This window comes from Ensifer sp. VA4, assembly GCF_055710065.1.
This window is the reverse complement of sequence record NZ_JBVQPO010000011.1, coordinates 184,172-202,543: the sequence shown is the minus strand read 5'-3', so window position 1 is coordinate 202,543 and position 18,372 is coordinate 184,172. Positions and strand designations below refer to the sequence as shown.

Sequence of the window (18,372 nt, the reverse complement as noted above, 5' to 3'; positions counted from 1 at the left end):
ACAGATTGATGACCGATGCGATGGTGCAGGGGCTCCACGAGCGAGAAGAGAGCCGGATTCGTCGCTTTTTCAGCCGGCGCCTCGGGAATCGCGAAGACGCCGTCGATGCCACGCAGGAAACCTTCATGCGCATGCTGGAGGCGTCACGCTCCACCCTGATCGAGAATCCCCAAGCCTATCTGTTTCAGGTTGCCCGTTCCGTCGCGCGCGTGGCGTCCGAGCGAGCCGCGCGCGAACGAGCGATGTTCGTGGAAGACAGCGAAGGACTGGAATGCGCCGCCGAAGACCGGCCGATCCAGGACAGGATCGTCAATGCGCGCCAGTGCCTCCTGATCATGGCCCGCATTATCGAGGGGCTTCCCAACCGCTGCCAGCAGGTCTTCATCCTCAGTCGCCTGCACGGGTTGAGCAACGGCGCGATCGCCAGCGAGCTTGGCATCTCCAGGAACATGGTGGAAAAACACATCATCCGCGCGCTTCTCGAATGCCGGAAAATGCGCGCCGAGATTATTTTCTGAGCGGACGTCAGGAAGAACCGCCCTTTCAACTCTAAGATGATGGGAGCGATTCCAGGAGCGGATCGCCAAGCGGCATTTCAGTTCGACCGGAAGGCATGAATGAGCGGCAATCGCCAGACAATCGATGACGGCATCCTGGAAGCGGCAGCGACATGGGTCGCGAAGCTGCAGTCCGAGGATGCGACGGTTGCCGACCGCGAAGCCTTCGACCGCTGGGTGGCTGAGCACCCCGATCATCGGGTTGCTTACGACGAATTGCGTGCCTTGTGGAGCGACTTGGGAGATGTGCCCATTCCCGCAGGGAGGCTGGGCGAATTGCGCGCGCAGCGCCGGCGACGGGTCGGCGGTTTCGTCGGGCTCTGTCTGGCGGCCGGCGTCGCGATCCTGTCGCTGACGACGCCCTACGGCGACCGTTGGCGCGCCGACTACTATACGGGTGTCGGCGAAGTCAGGCGCATTACTCTGGAAGACGGGACCGAAGTCGATCTGAACACCGACACGGCCCTTGTGGTCCGCTACGAGCAGAACCGCAGAACGGTGCGGCTCCTTAGAGGGGAGGCCTTCTTCGCCGTCGCGAAGAATCCGTTCAAGCCGTTCGTGGTCGAAGACGGCTCCATCAGCGCGACGGCGCTCGGAACCCGCTATTCCGTCGGCACCGTGAGCGCCGATCAGGCGGCCGACGTGCAGGTGGAGGAAGGCCGCGTCGAGGTCGAGGCATCCGGCAACAAAGCGGTTCTCGGCGCCGGCGAGACGGCAACGATCGACAGGCAGGGGCGGCTTTCCCTGTCAAAGGCAGACGTTGCTGCCGGAACCGCCTGGCGGGATGGCAAGCTCGTCTTCTCGCGCCGGCCGCTGCGTGACGTGCTGGCCACGCTCGAGCGCTACCGTCGCGGCCGCATCCTGCTACTCGACGAGACGGCGGGCGCGTTGGAGGTTTCCGGCATCTTCGATTTGCATGACACCGATGACGCGCTGCGGGTGCTGGAGACGAGCCTGCCGCTGCGTGTGATGAGGCTGTCCGGGCTCATGGTCGTCGTGCAGTCGCGTTAGGCAGAAAATCTTCCAAACGACGTCAGGAGATCGAGCTCCCGACGCTCTTAGTCAACAGTGGCAGTGCCGCCCCAAAAGGAACAGTCGGTGCTCCAGGAGTTGAGTAGGGGATTTTGGATGAGCATTCTTGAAGGCCGTGGTTCACGGCGCCGTACTTTCGCACGCTTGGCACTTGCCGGCGTCTCTTTGATTGCTTGCACGGGCGCAGTGCAGGCACAGGCGCCGGTGACGAAAACGGCCCAAAGAGCGTTTTCCGTCCCCGCCGGATCCCTCGAAGCGGGCATTCTGAAACTTGGCCAGCAAGCGGACCTGCGCCTGCTCTATCCGAGTACGCTCACCAACGGCAAGCAAACCAGGGGCGTCAGCGGCACGATCGCGACCGAAGCAGCGGTTGCATCGCTTCTGGATGGGACAGGGCTTCGCTATCGCATCGTCGGCGAGAAGACCGTGCAGATCTTCGATCCGTCGGACGCGTCCATCACCACTGGTGCCGTCGTCAAGGACGGCACCACGCAGCTCGAAAAGATCACCGCCACCGGCGAGCGCACCGGTGCCGAGGGCATCGTCGAGACCGACGGCTATGTCGCGAAATCGGCGCGTATCGCCACCAAGACCGATACGTCGGTGATGCAGACGCCGCAGTCGATGTCGGTGATCAGCCAGAAGCAGTTGCAGGATCTCAAACCACAGAACCTGAAAGAAGCGCTGAACTACACGCCTGGCGCCCGCGTCGGCCAATACGGCGCCGAACCGCGCTTCGACGCCTTCAAGGTGCGTGGCATCGACCTGACGCTCACCGGCATCTTCCGCGATGGCCTCAGGCAGATCGCTAGCCCCAACGGCCTCTTCCGGCTGGAGCCCTATGGCGTCGAGGCGATCGCCACATTGCGCGGTCCGGCGGCGTCGATCTATGGCGCGAGCAGCTCCGGCGGTATCGTCGATATCGTTTCCAAGCGCCCGACCAGCGACCCATTGCGCGAGGTCGAGGTGCAGTACGGTTCCTATGGACGGGTCCAGGGTGCCTTCGACGTTTCCGGGCCGCTCGACGACGAAGGCACGATGCTTTACCGCATGACGGGACTTGCACGCGACGGGCGCACCGAGATCGAGGCGGTCAAGGACGATCGCCTGTTTATCGCGCCCGCCTTCACCTGGCAGCCGGACGAGGGCACCAAGTTCACCCTGCTCGGCGAATATATGGATTCGACCACCGGAGGTACCTGGGGTTACCTCAATCGCTATGGGCCTGACGGCAAGTCGATCGGCGCGATTCCGACCTATGGCGGCGACGCCCGTTTCAACGATTTTACCCAGAAGCAGGGCCGCATCGGCTACGAGCTGGAGCACGAACTCAGCGACGGCGTCACGCTCTATCACAAGCTGCGCTATTCCGACATTTCGACGCGGCAGGAATGGGTGTTCGCCAAGTATCCGGGCCTGACCGTCGAGGACAATACCGGCGTTGCCAGCGACACCTATCTGAAGTTCGACTTCGACACCGGTGCCGCCGCGCACCAGCTCATTGCCGGCATCGACTACAGCTACATGAAATATACGTCGAAGCAGGGCAGCGGGCCGGATCTCTTCACCGACGATTTCACCTATGTGCCGAAGCTGACCTCCACCCAGAAACAGTCGCAGAGCGGCATCGGCATCTATCTCCAGGACCAGATCGAATATGACGCCTGGCGCCTGACCGCAGGCCTGCGCCACGACTGGGTGGACAACAAGTATTCGGTCGACGGAAGCCGCTTCAACCGCGACGACAGCGAAACGACGGCGCGTGCGGCGCTTGGCTATGTCCTGCCGAATGGCATGATGCCCTATGTCAGCTACGGCACGGCCTTCGTTTCCAATCCGGGTGTGATCATCAATCTCGGCGGCACCAACACGGCGGCCATGCCGACGCTCGGCAAGCAGTGGGAGGCGGGCGTCAAGTATGAGATCCCCGGCCAGAACGCGACGATCACTGCCGCCGTCTTCAACATCGACCAGGAAAACGCCACCGTCTACGAGACCTCTTCCGGCCTGAATCTTCTGCGCCAGCTCGACCTCCGGTCGCGCGGCTTCGAACTCGAAGCCACGGCGTCACTCGACAATGGCTGGAACTTCATCGCCTCCTATTCCTACAACGACGTCGAGATCACCAAACTGACCGCCGAAACGCTCGGCAATCAGTTGAACTCCTCGCCCTACCACATGTTCTCGCTCTGGGCCGACTACGAGGTGCAGTCAGGCCCCCTCGAAGGGCTCGGCGTCGGCGCCGGTGTTCGTTATGTCGGATCGAGCTTCGGCGACAACGTGCACACGCCTGTCCTCAACAACGAGGCACGCACCTTCGTCGACGCGTCGGCGCGTTACGACCTCGGTGCCGCAAATCCGAACTTCGAGGGCGTGCGGCTGCAGCTCAATGCGACCAATCTCTTCAACGAGGTCGAACAGCTTTGCACCACCGGCTTCTGCTACTTCGACGAGGGCCGCAAGGTCGTCGCCAGCGTGCGCTATCGCTTCTGATGGTGCTTGAGGCCAAGCCGTCAACAAGGCCGTCGCCGGCTGCGATCTTCTTCGCGGTCGGCGGGCTCTATGTGGCGCAGAGCGTGATCGGCGGGCTGACGATGCTCGGCCTGCCGGCAGTCTTGAGGACGCAAGGCGTGCCGCTCGGCGAGATCGGCCTCGTCTATCTGACTGTGCTGCCTTGGGCGTTGAAGTTTCTGTGGTCGCCGCTGGTGGAGCGTTTTCGCCTGCCGGCGGCCGGCCGCAACCGCTCGGCCGTCATCGTCCTCACCGGCGGCACGCTCTGCGCTGTCATGCTGGCGCTCGTCGGCCTGCTGGGGCCGGAGCGGCTCGGGCCGGTGCTCGTCTGCTTGGTGTTCATTGCGCTTTTCACGTCCACGGTTGACATCGCCTGCGATGGTTATGCGGTCGAGACGCTCGCGGAAGAACATCACGGCTGGGGCAATGCCGCCCAGGTCGGTGGTTCCTATGTCGGCTCGGCGATCAGCGCGGGATTGTTTCTCGTCCTCGTCGACCGGCTCGGCTGGGCGCCCGCTGTCTGGACGATGGCGGCCGTCGTGCTGATGCTCGGCCTTCCCTTCCTGCTCGGTCCGGGTTCGCGGCTGACGAGCGCAACGCGCAGCCATGTGCCGTCGCTGAAAGCGGCGCTGCGCCGGCCAGAGGTGCGCAAAGGTCTGCTGCTTGCGGCGATTTATGTCTCCGCGCAGAAATGGGGACTCGCGATGCTCGGCCCCTTCCTCATCGACTACGGCTTCGACCTCGCCTCCGTCGGCATGCTCAACGGCGTCGGCAACATGCTCGTCGGCTTCGGCGGAGCACTCTTCGGCGGTCTGCTCGTCCGGCTCCGCGGTGCGGGCGCAGTGCTCGTCGGTGCGCTGCTCATGCAGGTGGCGATGCTCATCGCCTTTGCCCATGTCGGCGCGTCCGGCGACGGCTCGTGGTCGCTCGTGATGACGCTTGCCGTCGCCAGTTCCTCCGGCGTGATGGCGATTGGCTTCGTGGCGCTCTACGCGCAGTTCATGGGTTGGGCCGACCCGCGCCAGGCGGGCGTCGATTTCACGCTTTTTCAGTGCATGGACAGCCTGATCAGCATGGCCGGCGGCCTTGGTGCGGGCTGGATCGCCGAGCGTTTCGGTTACTCGGCGTTCTTCATCTGCGCGGCAGGAGTTTCCATCGCCGCCGTGCCCATTCTGGCATTGCTCCTTCGCGGGCCGTCGACTACGAACGCCGGCCTGTTTAGCTGACTGAAGGAACGATGCCAGCTTTCGGCAATGATAAACTTCTCGGCGATGACCGTCTCCCGCGCATAGGCCCGCAGCCGTGGCGCCGGGAAATCCAGCATGGAAGGATAGTCCAGCATGTCAGCCCCGGGCTCAAGCGCATCACCAAAGCCGATGTCGATCCTCAGGTTGATCCGGGCGCCGCTGATCGAAGCGACCGCCCGTAGCCGGAGCCCACCATATTCAAGCTCCTCACGGATGCGATCCACGCGCAGGGTGTCGGCATCGAACATGACGCCATCGTCAACCTTTTGCGCAAGGATTTCCCGAAATGTCTCCAGCATCAGGTCCGGTTCGGGACTGCCAAAGCCCAGAAGGTCGAGGTCGCGCGTGCCGCGGTGCGGATCCTCGAACCAGCTCATCATCAGCATGGCGCCCTTCAGCACAAAGCGATCCGCATGGGGTGACTGGCTGAGCCGGAACAGCAACCGCTCGAGGGCAAAACGCGTCAGAACCAGGTCAAAGCTTTGCCCGCTTGCGTTGGAGAGTTGCAGGAGGCGGGCCCGCACCGAGGCGCCAACATTTCTGATCTCCTTAGCCATTGGCGGTCAGTGCCTCGAGATAGGGACGGATCACGGTGCCGACACCACCACGTTCGGCCTGGTTGGCAATGTCGCCGGGCGTGGCCTTGCGCTGCCGCAGCGCTTCCTGAAGCCCCTCGATCGCCACAGAAAGGCCGATCTTGCTGCGATAGCGGAAGCAATCGGCAATTGTTTTAGCAATCCCGAAGACCTTCACAGGAACGCCTTCAATGACATGGGTTTCGACGCTTTCGTTGAGTAGGCTTCCCGTGAAACGCACGATGCGAATTGGTGTGCCAGCTGGTTTCGGCGCCCAGTCTTTGCGGCCTATGGCAAGCCACACGTGTCTCGGCAGCTGATCGGTCAGGCCGTGGAATGCGAGAGCTGAAACAAGGCACACAACGGCTTTCGGAACGCGCTTGGCGATCTCTGCCAGACTATGGTTGGCATCGAGCTCGGCGTCGGGAAGTTGATAGAGACCGCGAGCAAGCCGCAGCACCTCGCCATCCCGTTCCATCCGGCTCATGGTTGCCGCTGTCACACCAGCGTTCCGAAGCTCCGCCAAGCGTGCTATTCCGCGCTCGGTGAGCACGGTCCGGGCGATTTGACGTTGAGTGGAGCGAGACATTGATACGAAAACTCGGCGCACAGAAACTATTATCCGAGGATTTGTATCGCCTTTCTCAGGCTTGAGAAAGCCCTCAGTTTGCGCGGGTGACCATGAAGCAAAATTAAGCACTTCTCGACGATGGACTAAGGCGCTTCGTCATTGATGAGACGATGGTGTTTTGCGAGCAACATGAGATAGAGTCCTTTGCGCGTCCACCATGAGCATGGCTATCTGGACACCGCGGCGGCGATATTGTCCCGCTTCGGCTCCGTCCCTCCGAGACGTCGAAACCCAGGCGGAAAACCGAATCCGGTTGTTGCTGGATCGGCCTACGCCGAACGGCGCAGCATGATCTCGGCGCTCAAGAGAATGCGCTCGTCCTCGGGGAAGGCGCCGCCGCCGTCGGAGGATTCCCCGAGCTTGAACAGAAAAATGCGCGAAGAAAAAATAAAATTGATAACGAGGGAGTTTATCGCGCCTTTCTGCGGTTCAGCCTGCCGGGCCGTCGTCGGAAGAGCTCCCTCCAGGTTCGTTGCGCGGATGGCTTGCCTTTCCCCCACCTCGCGCCAGATAGCGTGGGAGACGATGACGGAGACGCGATCATGAATGAGACCAACAAGACGGCGTTGGTCCGAATCCTCGGGCGGGTGCAAGGCGTTAGCTTCAGGGTTTGGGCGCGCGACGAGGCGCAGAAGCTCGGTCTCGTCGGGTGGGTCCGTAACGAAGCCGACGGCTCGGTCGCCGCCTTGATCAGCGGCTCGGAGGAGGCGGTTACCCGCATGCTCGAGCGTCTGCATGAAGGACCGCCGGCAGCATGGGTCTCGAAGGTCGTTACCGAATTCGTCGAGGCGCCGGAGGGCGTCAGCGGTTTTCGCATCACCAGATAGGATCAGCGTGGCAACCGTCGGTCCTTATGTGCCGGGAATGGGTCAAGGATGTGCTCGGCGTCGGACCATCAGTCGACAACATCGATCAGATCAGAGGCGAGCTTGTGTAGCACGGGTGCTGGAGCAGCCGGCACAGCAGGAAGAGACCGTTGCCTGAGCTGGCGACTGCCGAAGAGTGCGACCTGGCCCGGCGATGATCGACCGCTCGCCAATCAATGTTGAGCTTCGAGACTGCCCGTTTTCTGCTCGCGGCCATAGGCGCGCAGGAAGGTCCGCACCGCCTTGCGGGCGCTATCTTCAAGTTCTGCGTCACTTGGGGCCTCGCCGAAAAGCCCGCCCATCTGCAGGTCTGCCTTTATCAGCGCGATGAATTGCCGCGCCGCGAGGTCGAAGTCATCGATTTCGAGCGGCGCCAGGTGGGCGAGCCGCGCAAAGAGTGCCGCAAGCGCCCGATCCGTCTTGCCCGGGCCCTGTTCCCGCCAGAACTGGAAGAGATGCGGATAGCGGTGGCCTTCCGTCGCGATCAGCTTCTGGATGAACTTGGCGTCCTGGTTGCAGATGCAGCTCTTGTTGAGCCGCACCGCGAAAGCGGCAAGGTCTTCTTCGAGATTGTCGGCCCGTTCCGGAAAGGTCGCCAGGATCGAAAAGAGGACGCCATTGGTGCGATCCATGATGTCCTGGATCACTGCCATGAACAGCGTCTCTTTTTCGCGATAGTGGTTGTAGACCGTCTGGCGCGACACGCCGGCTTCGGCGGCGATCTCGTCGATGCTGGCACCGGAAAAGCCCTCGCGGCAGAATACGTCGGCAGCCGCCTCCAGGATCGAGACGCGTTTCGCGAGCTGTCCCTTTTGCACGTGGGCGTCCGTCGAGGCGAGGTCATGTTTTTTCATCGATTGAAGATAGAGCCCATTGACGATTTAGACAACGGTGTCTAATTTTACACGCGTGTCCAAAATATTGGACTTATCAGTCAGCGGCGGATACGTCTCCAAACGTCTGATCCTGGCACGACCGTCATTTTTCGCGTTTCAATCCCGACGGCAGCGATGCCGGCCTCGCGCCAGGAGCGTTGTCACGATTTCTGAAAGATCATTGCCATGACAGCGTCCTTCCTTCGCACGGCCATCGTCCTCGGTTTGATTTCGGCGATCGGACCCTTCGCAATCGACATGTATCTGCCTGCCTTGCCGTCGATCGGCAAAGACCTGGCAGCAGAGAACGGGGTCGTGCAGCTCAGCCTGCTCTCGTTTTTCATTTCCTTTGCCATCTCGCAGCTCATCTATGGGCCTCTTTCCGATATCTGGGGCCGCAAGGCGCCGCTCTATCTCGGCATTGGCCTCTTCACCGTCGCCAGCATCGGCTGCGCGCTTGCAAGCGATATCGAAACGCTGATCGCCTTCCGCTTCCTGCAAGGGATTGGTGGCGCCGCCGGCATGGTCATTCCGCGTGCGGTCGTCCGTGACATGCACACCGGCGTGCAAGCCGCGCGGCTGATGTCGTTGCTGATGCTGGTCTTCAGCATCTCGCCGATCCTGGCCCCGCTCGCCGGCAGCGCCGTGATCCAGTTTTACGGCTGGCGCGGTGTCTTTTATGCCGTGATGATCGCCGCCTTCATCGGCCTGATCCTCCTGTCGACGCAATTGCAGGAGACTCGCCCGAAAAAGGACCGAGCCGACAGCAGCGTGACAAGTGCGCTTGCCGCCTACCGCTTGCTGCTTTCCGACCGCAACTTCCTGACGCTCACCTTCATCGGCGGCCTCGGTATTTCCGGGTTTCTGGTCTATCTCGCCAACTCGCCCTTCGTGCTGATCGACCACTATGGGTTGACACCGACGCAATACAGCATCGCCTTCTCGATGAACGCTGTGTCGTTCTTCGCGGTGTCGCAGGCGACCGGCTGGTTCGGCGAGCGCTTTGGCCTGGTGCGGGTGATGCACCTCGCCGTCGGCGCCTTTGCGCTCACCATGGTTACGATGTTCGTCGTCATGAGCCTCGGCTTCGACCAGTTGCCTGTGATGGCCGCCTTCCTGTTCGTCGGCTATGGCGTGCTCGGCTTGGTGATCCCGACCTCCGCGGTGCTGGCGCTTGAAGACCATGGCGAAATCGCCGGCACGGCCTCGGCGCTGATGGGCACGCTGCACTTCGTCACCGCCGCCGTCGCCATGGTGGTCGCCAGCTTCTTCTTCGACGGAACGGCCCTGCCAATGGCCGGCGCCATCGCTGCCTGCGCACTCGCCGCCTTCCTGCTGACGCAGGCAACGATCGGCCGTAGCCGGGTGGTCGCGGCAGAATAACCGCACTTCGGTGACATGCAGAGCCACCAGAAGACAGCATGTCCTCGGGTGGCTCTCCATGTGTCGGCCGGTGCTCCGGGATTCGCGCTCAGAAATCCCAGTCCTCGTCTTCGGTCGCCACCGCCTTGCCGATGACGTAAGAGGAGCCGGAGCCGGAGAAAAAGTCGTGGTTCTCGTCGGCGTTCGGCGAAAGGGCCGAGAGAATGGCGGGGTTCACCTTGCAGGCCTCGGCCGGAAACAGTGCCTCGTAGCCAAGGTTCATCAGCGCCTTGTTGGCATTGTAGTGCAGGAACTTCTTCACATCCTCGGTGAGGCCGACGCCGTCATAAAGCGCTTCGGTGTACCTTGCCTCGTTGTCGTAGAGTTCGAGAAGCAGGTCGAAGGCGAAGTCCTTGATCTCCTGCCGGAGTTCGTCGCTCAGCCGCTCCAGAGCGCGCTGGAACTTGTAGCCGATATAGTAGCCGTGCACGGCTTCGTCGCGGATGATCAGCCGGATCATGTCGGCGGTATTGGTAAGCTTGGCCCGGCTCGACCAGTACATCGGGAGATAGAAGCCGGAATAGAACAGGAAGCTTTCGAGGAAGACGCTTGCGACCTTCTTCTTCAGGGGATCGCCGGAGGCGTACTCTCCCATGATCAGCGCCGATTTCTTCTGCAGGAACTCGTTTTCCTCCGACCAGCGATAGGCATCGTCGACATCGGGGGTCAGGCAGAGCGTGGAAAAGATCGAGGAGTAGGAGCGGGCGTGCACCGCCTCCATGAAGGAGATGTTGGAAAGCACTGCTTCTTCGTGTGGGGTGACGGCATCCTCCATCAACCGGACTGCGCCAACGCCGTTTTGGATCGTATCGAGCAGCGTGAGGCCGGTGAAGACGCGGATGGTGAGCTTCTGCTCCTCCGGCTTCAGCGTCGCCCAGGAGGGGATGTCATTGGAGAGCGGCACCTTCTCCGGCAGCCAGAAATTGCCGGTGAGACGGGTCCAGACTTCCAGGTCCTTGTCGTCCTCGATGCGGTTCCAGTTGATCGCGCGGATGCGGCTTGCGGGTTTGGTGTGCATGGTCATTGCTTGAGCCTTTCGGTGATATCAGCCCCTCATCCGCCTGCCGGCACCTTTCCCCGCACGCGGGGAGAAGTGACTACCGCGCGGGTCTGAGCCAACGGCGAGGCACGTTTCCGCAAACGGGGCGAGGGCTGGGGTGAGGGCAGTCTGGGCAGCTGTCGGGGATACGGCGTTAGAGCGTGCAGGAGACGCAGCCCTGGACCTGTGTGCCTTCGAGTGCCATCTGCCGAAGGCGGACGTAGTAGATGGTCTTGATGCCTTTCTTCCAGGCGTGGATCTGGGCGCGGTTGATGTCGCGCGTCGTTGCTGTGTCACGGAAGAAAAGGGTCAGCGACAGCCCCTGGTCGACGTGCTGGGTCGCCGCTGCATAGGTGTCGATGATCTTCTCGGGTCCGATCTCGTAGGCGTCCTGGTAGTATTTCAGGTTGTCGTTGGTCATGAAGGCGGCCGGATAATAGACGCGGCCGATCTTGCCTTCCTTGCGGATCTCGATCTTCGAGACGATCGGATGGATCGAGGAGGTCGAGTGATTGATGTAGGAGATCGAGCCGGTCGGCGGCACCGCCTGAAGGTTCTGGTTGTAGAGACCGCCGTCCATCACCGCCCGTTTCAGCTCGAACCAATCTTCCTGCGTCGGGATGGGGATGCCGGCTCTGTCGAAGAGGCCTTTCACCTTTTCTGTTGCCGGCAGCCATTCAGCCTCGGTGTATTTGTCGAAATATTCGCCCGACGCATATTTCGAGTTCTCGAACCCTTTGAAGCTCTGGCCTTTCTCGATCGCCAATCGGTTCGAGGCTTTGATGGCGTGATAGGTGACCGTGTAGAAATAGATATTGGTGAAATCGATGCCTTCCTCGGAGCCGTAGAAGATGTGCTCGCGGGCGAGATAGCCGTGCAGGTTCATCTGGCCGAGGCCGATCGCGTGGCTGTCGTCGTTGCCCTTCTCGATCGAGGGCACTGAGGAGATGTGGCTCATTTCGGAGACGGCGGTCAAGGCGCGGATCGAGGTTTCGATCGTGTGGCCGAAATTTGGTGAGTCCATCGCCGCGGCGATGTTCAGCGAGCCGAGGTTGCAGGAAATGTCCTTGCCCATGCGGGCGTAGGAGAGGTCCTCGTTGAATTCGCTGGATTCGCTCACCTGCAGGATTTCCGAGCAGAGATTACTCATGGTGATGCGCCCGGCGACCGGGTTTGCCCGGTTCACCGTGTCCTCGAACATGATGTAGGGATAACCACTCTCGAACTGGATCTCGGCGACGATCTGGAAGAACTCGCGCGCCTTGATCTTCTTCTTGCGGATGCGCGCATCCTCGACCATCTCGCGATACTTCTCCGTCACCGAAATCTCGGTCAGCGGCATGCCGTAGACGCGCTCAACGTCATAAGGCGAGAAGAGGTACATGTCCTCGTTGTTGCGGGCGAGCTCAAAGGTGATGTCCGGGATCACGACGCCGAGGGACAGCGTCTTGATGCGGATCTTTTCGTCGGCGTTTTCGCGCTTGGTGTCGAGGAAGCGCATGATGTCGGGGTGGTGGGCATGCAGATAGACGGCGCCTGCGCCTTGGCGGGCGCCAAGCTGGTTGGCGTAGGAGAACGAGTCTTCGAGCAGCTTCATGATCGGGATGATGCCCGACGACTGGTTCTCGATCTGCTTGATCGGTGCGCCCATCTCTCTGATATTGGTAAGCGACAGCGCCACGCCGCCGCCTCGCTTGGAAAGCTGCAGCGCCGAATTGATCGCACGGCCGATGCTTTCCATATTGTCCTCGATCCGCAGCAGGAAGCAGGAAACCCGCTCTCCACGTTGCTTCTTGCCGGCATTGAGGAAAGTCGGCGTCGCCGGCTGGAACCGGCCGGAAATGATCTCGTCGACCAGATCGCGGGCAAGCTGCTCGTTGCCGCGCGCAAGCGTCATCGCCACCATGCAGATGCGGTCCTCGTAGCGCTCCAGGTAGCGCTTTCCGTCGAAGGTTTTCAGCGTATAGGATGTGTAATATTTGAACGCGCCGAGGAAGGTTGGAAAACGGAACTTCTTGGCTAGGCGTGGTCATAGAGGTCGCGCACGAAGTTGAAGGAGTACTGGTCCAGGACCTCCTGTTCGTAATAGCCCTCGGTCACCAGATAATCGAGCTTTTCCCTGAGATTATGGAAGAAGAACGTGTTCTGGTTGACGTGCTGGAGGAAGTACTGTTTCGCCGCCAGCCGGTCCTTGTCGAGCTGGATCCGGCCCTCTTCGTCATAAAGGTTCAGCATCGCGTTCAGCGCATGATAGTCCAGCGCCGCTTCCGTCGCCTTCAGGGGGTGTTCGCGTGTTGTGACGTCCAAAATCGTTCCATCCCGTTTTTGACATTGGCGACGTCTTCGTCCGTTCCGATTAGCTCGAAACGATAGAGATAAGGCACGCTGCACTTGGCCGAGATGACGTCGCCGGCGACCCCGTAGGTCGCGCCGAAATTGCTGTTGCCCGCGGCAATCACGCCGCGGAGGTGAGAGCGGTTGACCGCGTCGTTCAAGAAGCGGACTACCTGTTTCGGCACGGCGCCCCGGCCGTCGTCGCCGCAATAGGTGGGCACGACCAGCACATAGGGTTCGGTGACTGTAAGTGTATCCTTACTTTCCGCGAGCGGTATACGCTTTGCGCGAAGCCCGAGTTTTTCGACGAAGCGATGGGTGTTTTCCGAGCGGCTGGAAAAATAGACGATAAGCCCCACCGCTTCTCTCCTCTAAGATAGCGCGCTGATCTTGTCGGGGCGGAAACCCGCCCAGTGTTCGGGGCCGGCGACGACGACGGGGAGCTGCATGTAGCCGAGGCCCTTGACCGTCTCGAGCGCGTCCTGGTCGGCCGAGATATCAATGACCTCGTAGCTGACGCCCTGGCGATCGAGCGCCCGGTAGGTCGCGGTGCATTGGACGCAGGCGGGCTTGCTGTAGACGGTGACGTTCATATCTTCCTCGTTTGGTCGGCTGGATAGGGGCAAGAGAAGGCGCGCGGACACGCGACCGCGATCCGGCGAAATGCAGGGCTGTCATGGCTGTGGCTTGCTCGGGTATGGAGCCCGGGCACGCCTCTTCTTCAGCTGCGCGGGAATCCGCGCCTCTTGATTGGCGAGTGATGGAAATTCGATGACGCAGGCATGACTTCACCCCGAAGCTTTCGACAGGCTGCCGGGGAGATGTCGAGACGACCAGGCAGGCTCATCCTGCCGCACTCAACCCCTCCGGACACCCCGCCCGTGGACGTTTGTTGCTCGAGGCAGGTCTCCTGGCTCACGGGTCGACGCTTCCATCCCGACCTTCCCGAGGCCTCATGCCTCAGTGGTCCAATTCCGGACAGTCGCTCGCCGTCTACAGTTGCGGGGGCAGCTACGGCATAGCCGGGCGGAAAGCCGCCGGCGCACCGTATTCCCGTCTTAGCTCCCAATCCTTGCGAATCGGAAGAACCTCAAACACTAGATATAGTATCTCATCGCCAATCTGCGTCAATAGGTGCGCGACGTCGGAGATCCGGTGCGGAGGGTCATTTCTCCCCGATATGGATAACGGGACGTAAACGGCGGACTGCAGCGGAACCCACCGGGGAGGCTTGTCGGCTACAAACTGGCGTGCTCCGCCAATGTCTGGCGGGGCACCGCCGCGGCCATTGCGAGGTTTCAGGCCGAAGGTCTCTGTGGTGCGATCCGCTCGCTCACGGGGTGCTGCACCAGAAGATCCGGGTACGTTTTGTCCCGGCAATCTGTCAGTCGCAAAGCGAGATGCTGACGTCCCTGTTTTCGCCGGGCTGCGCGCGCGGCGAGATCGTCACGGAGGGCCGCGTGTTGGTGCGGTCGCTTTTTGGCGAGGGCTTCGGCGCGGATGACGGGTCTTCCTTCGACCAGTGCCATGGATCGGCAACATCGCCGACGCGCGCCCGGATGGTCTCGTGGTCCCGCGTCAGGCCGATATCCTTCAACTGCAATTCGCTGAACGTATCGATGGCGATGGTCGGATTGAGGGTGCTTCCGGCCCGCTTCAGGACATGACGGATCGCTGATCGCACTGCGCTAAGCATTGCTATCCTCTTTGTTTTTGCTGTTGTGTTCGCGAGAAAAGTGAGGAATTTTGCCGCTTCGCGCAAAGCGATTTCTCGCATGCTGGCATAAAGAATGCTTATCTCAGCGCCATGAGCAAGATTCCTCCCATGAGTGCGGTGCGCGCCTTCGAAGCCGCCGCCAGGCACCTGAGTTTCACCCGTGCGGCCGAGGAACTCGGGATGACTCAGGCTGCCGTCAGCTACCAGATCCGGCTGCTGGAGGAGCGCATCGGCACGCCGCTCTTCGTACGGCTTCCGCGCGAGGTGCGGTTGACGGCCTCCGGGCGGCAGTTGGCGCCTAAGGTGACGGAGGCGATCGACCTGCTGGGCTCGGCCTTCTCCGAGATTGCCGACAAGACCGAACATCACCTGCACATTTCCGTGCTTCCGACCGTCGTTTCGAGCTGGCTCGGCCCCAGGCTCGCCTCGTTCCAGACCGCCCAGCCGAACATCAGTATAAGGGTGCACATGTCGACCGATCTGGTCGATTTCAAGCGCGACGCCATCGATCTTTCAGTGCGCAGCGGCAACGGCGACTGGCCCGGCAACGACGTATTTCCACTGTTCCCGATCGATTACATGCCGGTCTGCACGCCGGCCTTCATGAAAAAGCACCAGCTCAGGCAGCCCTGCGACGTGCTGCGCGTCCGGCGTTTCGGCAATGCCAACTGGTGGCGCCGATGGATGATCGAGACCGGCGTAGAGCCGCCGGAAAGCAACGGCACCGAGCTGATCTTCGACGTCCAGGCGATGGATGTCGCGACCACCCTGGCGGAACACGGCATCGCCATTGCCGTATCGACCTTCCTGATGGAGGAACTGAAGAGCGGCAGGCTCATTCGGCCATTCGAACATCTGGTCAGGGACGGTCGCGCCTATTGGCTGGTCTATCCGCAAAGCAGCCGACGGCAGAAGAAGATTCAGGCTTTTCGCGACTGGATCCTTGCCGAGGCGGACGCGTCGAATGCGCTGCTCGCGATCGCGATGGATGATTCGAGGTCGGCATCCCCTCAGGCCGTGGTCGGCGCAAGTGCGCTCATGAAGCCTGAATAGGTCTTGCTGAGTGGTGATGCGTAGGAACCGCGCTTGCTGGTCATAAGTCCTTGCGACACCAACGCCTCCGCCTGCTTGACGGCGGCGGAGACGCCATCGATCACCGGAACGCCGTAATCGGCTTGCAGGTCCCGGGCAAGGTCTGCCATGCCGGCGCAGCCGAGCACGATCGCCTCGGCGCCGTCTTGAGTAAGCGCCAGTTCGATCTCGCGTCGCAGTTTGGCAAGCGCGTTCGAGGCCTTGTCTTCCAGTTCGAGCACCGGAATATCGGCGGCGCGCACCTTGGCCCGGCTGCCCATGCCGTAGTGCCGGACGAGATTCTCGATCAGGACGCGGGAACGTTCGAGCGTCGTGACCACGGTGAAGCGTTGCGCCAACATGGCAGCGGTCGCGACGGCGGACTCGCAGAGCCCGACCACTGGAATACGGGCAAGCGCGCGGGCGGCTTCAAGGCCCGTGTCGTCGAAGCAGGCAATGACCGCAGCATCGGCGCCGGCCCCTTCCCCGTCGCGAATTTCTGTAAGCAGGCCCGGAAGTGCGACCGCGCCGTCATAATGCCCCTCGATCGAGGCCGGTCCGGACTTCGATGTGCGGGCGAGAATTTCCGTGGCGGGGCCGGCGACGGCCCGCGCCGCCGCGGCGGCCTTGGCCGTCATCGACGAGGTGGTATTGGGATTGACGATCAGGATGCGCATCTGGCCTAGCTCAGCTCTGCCTGGCGGCGCCGCAAGGCCACAATGACCGCAAGCGCAACGAGGATGATGGTGAAGGAGAAAAGCGTGGTGACCGTGCCGAGTGCATAGAGCACCGGCGTCGTCACATTTGTGGTCATGCCATAGATCTCGAGCGGCAGCGTATTGTAGCTGCCGGAGGTCATCAGCGTGCGAGCGAACTCGTCATAGGAAAGCGTGAAGCCGAAGAGGCCGACGCCGATGAGGCTCGGGGCGATCATCGGCAGGAGCACGTGGCGAAAGGTCTGCCACGAGGTCGCTCCGAGATCGCGCGCCGCCTCCTCATAGGACGGTGAGAACCGGTTGAAGACGGCAAACATGATGAGCACGCCGAAAGGCAGGGTCCAGGTGAGGTGGGCGCCGAAGCCGGAGGAATACCAGGCGGGCTTCAGGCCGAACTGCTGGAAGACGACACCGATACCGAGCGAGATGATGATCGACGGCACGACGAGGCTTGCGACGGTCAGATAGAAGAGCACGGTGGCGCCGCGGAAGCGCCGGCGGAAGGCAAGGCCGGCGAGTAGCGCGACCACGACATTGACCGCCATCACCATCAGGCCGAGCGTGAAGGAACGGCGGAACGAGGCGCCGAAATCGCCGACCGCCTGTTTTTCGAAGAGATTGTAGAACCAGTGCAGTGAAACGCCGTTCAACGGAAAGGTCAGACCGCCGTCAGGTCCCTGGAATGACAGGATCAGCACTGCCGAAAGCGGTCCGTAGAGGAACAGCACGAACAGGGTAAAGAAGGCTGCGAGCAGGTAGAATTCCTTGCCGCGTCTTTCGTTGCTCATGTCAGAGCTCCTTACGAATGTCGACGACGCGCAGGATCGCGGCGACCATCGATAGCACGACGATCAACAGCACCACCGCATTGGCGGCGGCTGCCGGATATTGCAGCAGCGACATCTGGTTCTTCATCATCAGTGCCACGGAGGCGCTCTGGCCGCCGGACATGACCTGCACGGTCGAGAAATCCGCCATGACGAGCGTGACGACGAAGATCGAACCGATGGCCATCCCCGGCTTGGCGAGCGGCAGGATGACGTTCCAGAGAATCTGGCCGCCGGAGGCGCCGCAGTCGCGGGCCGCCTCGATCAGCGAACGGTCGATGCGCATCAGCGTGTTGAAGATTGGCGTCACCATGAACAGCGTATTGAGGTGCACCATGGCGAGCACGACGGCGAAATCGGAATAGAGCAGCCATTCGATCGGCTGCGGGATAAGGCCGAGCTCGATCAATGTCGAATTGACGAGGCCGTTTCGGCCGAGAACCGGGATCCAGGAGATCATGCGGATGATGTTGGAGGTCAGGAACGGCACGGTGCAGACGAGGAACAGCACCATTTGCATGGTGGTGGTGCGGACATGGAAGGCGAGGAAATAGGCCACCCAGAAGCCGATTGAGAGTGTCAGCGCCCAGACGAGGACGGTGAACTTCAGGGTGTTGAGATAGGTCTTCCAGGTGACCCAGGAGCCGAGCGTATCGGCGTAGTTCATCGTCAGGAAATCCGGATAGAGCCCCGCGAAGTCATAATCCCAGAAGCTGACGACGACGATGGTGAGAATCGGCAGCACGAAGAAGAAGCCGAGGATCAAGAGGAGCGGCGTGGCCTGAAGGTGGGAGGCAAGGCCGTGCGGGATGACAAGGCGGCGGGGTGCCGTCTCTGTTTCGATCTGCCCTGACTGTGACGTCGTGATCGTAGCCATCTTCGTTCCTTTCATGTCTCAAGTGGCGCTGCCCCTCATCCGCCTGCCGGCACCTTCTCCCCGGTTGCGGGGAGA

General features: G+C 61.5%; 16 protein-coding genes, 2 pseudogenes and 1 riboswitch. Of the genes and pseudogenes, 7 read left to right on the top strand and 11 right to left on the bottom strand.

Annotated elements, in window-relative coordinates:
* Positions 1-8: 8 nt before the first annotated feature.
* From AC0C6X_RS20475 to AC0C6X_RS20460, 4 genes are all read left to right on the top strand, one after another.
* On the top strand, positions 9-518 hold the full coding sequence (locus AC0C6X_RS20475; protein WP_472954831.1) for a sigma-70 family RNA polymerase sigma factor: 510 nt from the start codon (positions 9-11) through the stop codon (positions 516-518).
* Between the two features lie 99 nt (positions 519-617).
* The gene (locus tag AC0C6X_RS20470; protein WP_173519625.1) at positions 618-1,568 is read left to right on the top strand and encodes a FecR family protein; all 951 of its coding nucleotides are present in this window, start codon (positions 618-620) and stop codon (positions 1,566-1,568) included.
* Positions 1,569-1,685: 117 nt separating this feature from the next.
* Complete coding sequence (locus AC0C6X_RS20465) at positions 1,686-4,082, top strand: TonB-dependent siderophore receptor (RefSeq protein WP_472954828.1); 2,397 nt, start codon at positions 1,686-1,688, stop codon at positions 4,080-4,082.
* The gene (locus tag AC0C6X_RS20460) at positions 4,082-5,326 is read left to right on the top strand and encodes an MFS transporter (protein WP_472954825.1); all 1,245 of its coding nucleotides are present in this window, start codon (positions 4,082-4,084) and stop codon (positions 5,324-5,326) included. Before AC0C6X_RS20465 ends, AC0C6X_RS20460 begins: the two co-directional genes overlap by 1 nt.
* A 32-nt stretch (positions 5,327-5,358) precedes the next feature.
* Here AC0C6X_RS20460 and AC0C6X_RS20455 read toward each other — a convergent pair.
* Positions 5,359-5,904, bottom strand: a pseudogene (locus AC0C6X_RS20455) (nucleotidyl transferase AbiEii/AbiGii toxin family protein); the annotation flags it as partial.
* On the bottom strand, positions 5,897-6,511 hold the full coding sequence (locus tag AC0C6X_RS20450) for a type IV toxin-antitoxin system AbiEi family antitoxin domain-containing protein (protein ID WP_173519628.1): 615 nt from the start codon (positions 6,509-6,511) through the stop codon (positions 5,897-5,899). The gene AC0C6X_RS20450 and the pseudogene AC0C6X_RS20455, both read right to left, overlap by 8 nt.
* 584 nt (positions 6,512-7,095) lie before the next feature.
* On the opposite strand from AC0C6X_RS20450, the gene AC0C6X_RS20445 reads away from it, so the two are divergent.
* Positions 7,096-7,380, top strand: a complete 285-nt coding sequence (locus AC0C6X_RS20445; RefSeq protein ID WP_173519629.1) for an acylphosphatase — start codon at positions 7,096-7,098, stop codon at positions 7,378-7,380.
* A 212-nt stretch (positions 7,381-7,592) separates the two neighbouring features.
* Here AC0C6X_RS20445 and AC0C6X_RS20440 read toward each other — a convergent pair whose 3' ends face one another.
* Positions 7,593-8,273 (bottom strand): TetR/AcrR family transcriptional regulator, encoded by a 681-nt coding sequence (locus tag AC0C6X_RS20440; RefSeq protein WP_173519630.1) that lies wholly within the window; start codon positions 8,271-8,273, stop codon positions 7,593-7,595.
* A gap of 207 nt (positions 8,274-8,480) precedes the next feature.
* Between AC0C6X_RS20440 and AC0C6X_RS20435 the strand changes: the two genes are divergently transcribed.
* Positions 8,481-9,677, top strand: a complete 1,197-nt coding sequence (locus AC0C6X_RS20435) for a multidrug effflux MFS transporter (RefSeq protein WP_173519631.1) — start codon at positions 8,481-8,483, stop codon at positions 9,675-9,677.
* 88 nt (positions 9,678-9,765) lie between these two features.
* On the opposite strand, the gene nrdF is transcribed toward AC0C6X_RS20435, so the two are convergent.
* The 5 genes and pseudogenes from nrdF to AC0C6X_RS20410 form a co-directional block, all read right to left on the bottom strand.
* A complete protein-coding gene (gene nrdF / locus AC0C6X_RS20430) occupies positions 9,766-10,740 on the bottom strand; it encodes a class 1b ribonucleoside-diphosphate reductase subunit beta (RefSeq protein WP_173519632.1) in 975 nt (324 codons plus the stop codon).
* 169 nt (positions 10,741-10,909) lie between these two features.
* Positions 10,910-12,990 (bottom strand): annotated as a pseudogene (nrdE, locus tag AC0C6X_RS20425) (class 1b ribonucleoside-diphosphate reductase subunit alpha).
* A 41-nt stretch (positions 12,991-13,031) separates the two neighbouring features.
* The gene (nrdI, locus tag AC0C6X_RS20420; protein ID WP_173519634.1) at positions 13,032-13,448 is read right to left on the bottom strand and encodes a class Ib ribonucleoside-diphosphate reductase assembly flavoprotein NrdI; all 417 of its coding nucleotides are present in this window, start codon (positions 13,446-13,448) and stop codon (positions 13,032-13,034) included.
* Positions 13,449-13,460: 12 nt separating this feature from the next.
* Positions 13,461-13,682, bottom strand: coding sequence for a glutaredoxin-like protein NrdH (nrdH, locus tag AC0C6X_RS20415; RefSeq protein WP_173519635.1), 222 nt, complete (start codon positions 13,680-13,682; stop codon positions 13,461-13,463).
* 290 nt (positions 13,683-13,972) lie between these two features.
* Positions 13,973-14,197, bottom strand: a riboswitch (cobalamin riboswitch).
* 276 nt (positions 14,198-14,473) lie between these two features.
* Entirely contained in the window at positions 14,474-14,851 is a 378-nt protein-coding gene (locus AC0C6X_RS20410; protein WP_173519636.1) for a hypothetical protein, read from the bottom strand.
* A gap of 63 nt (positions 14,852-14,914) precedes the next feature.
* On the opposite strand from AC0C6X_RS20410, the gene AC0C6X_RS20405 reads away from it, so the two are divergent.
* Positions 14,915-15,859 carry a LysR substrate-binding domain-containing protein gene (locus tag AC0C6X_RS20405; protein WP_173519637.1) on the top strand — a complete coding sequence of 315 codons (945 nt, stop codon included), beginning with the start codon at positions 14,915-14,917 and terminating at the stop codon, positions 15,857-15,859.
* Here AC0C6X_RS20405 and AC0C6X_RS20400 read toward each other — a convergent pair.
* Genes AC0C6X_RS20400 through AC0C6X_RS20390 form a run of 3 tightly spaced genes read right to left on the bottom strand, consistent with a single transcriptional unit; the run spans position 15,817 to position 18,297 of the window.
* Positions 15,817-16,554 (bottom strand): aspartate/glutamate racemase family protein, encoded by a 738-nt coding sequence (locus tag AC0C6X_RS20400; RefSeq protein ID WP_173519638.1) that lies wholly within the window; start codon positions 16,552-16,554, stop codon positions 15,817-15,819. The two genes, AC0C6X_RS20405 and AC0C6X_RS20400, sit on opposite strands and share 43 nt — an antisense overlap.
* A 5-nt stretch (positions 16,555-16,559) precedes the next feature.
* Positions 16,560-17,381, bottom strand: a complete 822-nt coding sequence (locus AC0C6X_RS20395; protein ID WP_173519639.1) for an ABC transporter permease — start codon at positions 17,379-17,381, stop codon at positions 16,560-16,562.
* A 1-nt stretch (position 17,382) separates the two neighbouring features.
* Complete coding sequence (locus AC0C6X_RS20390; protein ID WP_173519640.1) at positions 17,383-18,297, bottom strand: ABC transporter permease; 915 nt, start codon at positions 18,295-18,297, stop codon at positions 17,383-17,385.
* Between the last annotated feature and the right edge of the window lie 75 nt (positions 18,298-18,372).

Bases quoted from the DNA above. Each gene is read 5' to 3' on its own strand.
- AC0C6X_RS20475 (WP_472954831.1), top strand. From the start codon at position 9: ATGACCGATGCGATGGTGCAGGGGCTCCACGAGCGAGAAGAGAGCCGG.
- AC0C6X_RS20470 (WP_173519625.1), top strand. From the start codon at position 618: ATGAGCGGCAATCGCCAGACAATCGATGACGGCATCCTGGAAGCGGCA.
- AC0C6X_RS20465 (WP_472954828.1), top strand. From the start codon at position 1,686: ATGAGCATTCTTGAAGGCCGTGGTTCACGGCGCCGTACTTTCGCACGC.
- AC0C6X_RS20460 (WP_472954825.1), top strand. From the start codon at position 4,082: ATGGTGCTTGAGGCCAAGCCGTCAACAAGGCCGTCGCCGGCTGCGATC.
- AC0C6X_RS20450 (WP_173519628.1), bottom strand. From the start codon at position 6,511: ATGTCTCGCTCCACTCAACGTCAAATCGCCCGGACCGTGCTCACCGAG.
- AC0C6X_RS20445 (WP_173519629.1), top strand. From the start codon at position 7,096: ATGAATGAGACCAACAAGACGGCGTTGGTCCGAATCCTCGGGCGGGTG.
- AC0C6X_RS20440 (WP_173519630.1), bottom strand. From the start codon at position 8,273: ATGAAAAAACATGACCTCGCCTCGACGGACGCCCACGTGCAAAAGGGA.
- AC0C6X_RS20435 (WP_173519631.1), top strand. From the start codon at position 8,481: ATGACAGCGTCCTTCCTTCGCACGGCCATCGTCCTCGGTTTGATTTCG.
- nrdF (WP_173519632.1), bottom strand. From the start codon at position 10,740: ATGACCATGCACACCAAACCCGCAAGCCGCATCCGCGCGATCAACTGG.
- nrdH (WP_173519635.1), bottom strand. From the start codon at position 13,682: ATGAACGTCACCGTCTACAGCAAGCCCGCCTGCGTCCAATGCACCGCG.
- AC0C6X_RS20405 (WP_173519637.1), top strand. From the start codon at position 14,915: ATGAGTGCGGTGCGCGCCTTCGAAGCCGCCGCCAGGCACCTGAGTTTC.
- AC0C6X_RS20400 (WP_173519638.1), bottom strand. From the start codon at position 16,554: ATGCGCATCCTGATCGTCAATCCCAATACCACCTCGTCGATGACGGCC.
- AC0C6X_RS20395 (WP_173519639.1), bottom strand. From the start codon at position 17,381: ATGAGCAACGAAAGACGCGGCAAGGAATTCTACCTGCTCGCAGCCTTC.
- AC0C6X_RS20390 (WP_173519640.1), bottom strand. From the start codon at position 18,297: ATGGCTACGATCACGACGTCACAGTCAGGGCAGATCGAAACAGAGACG.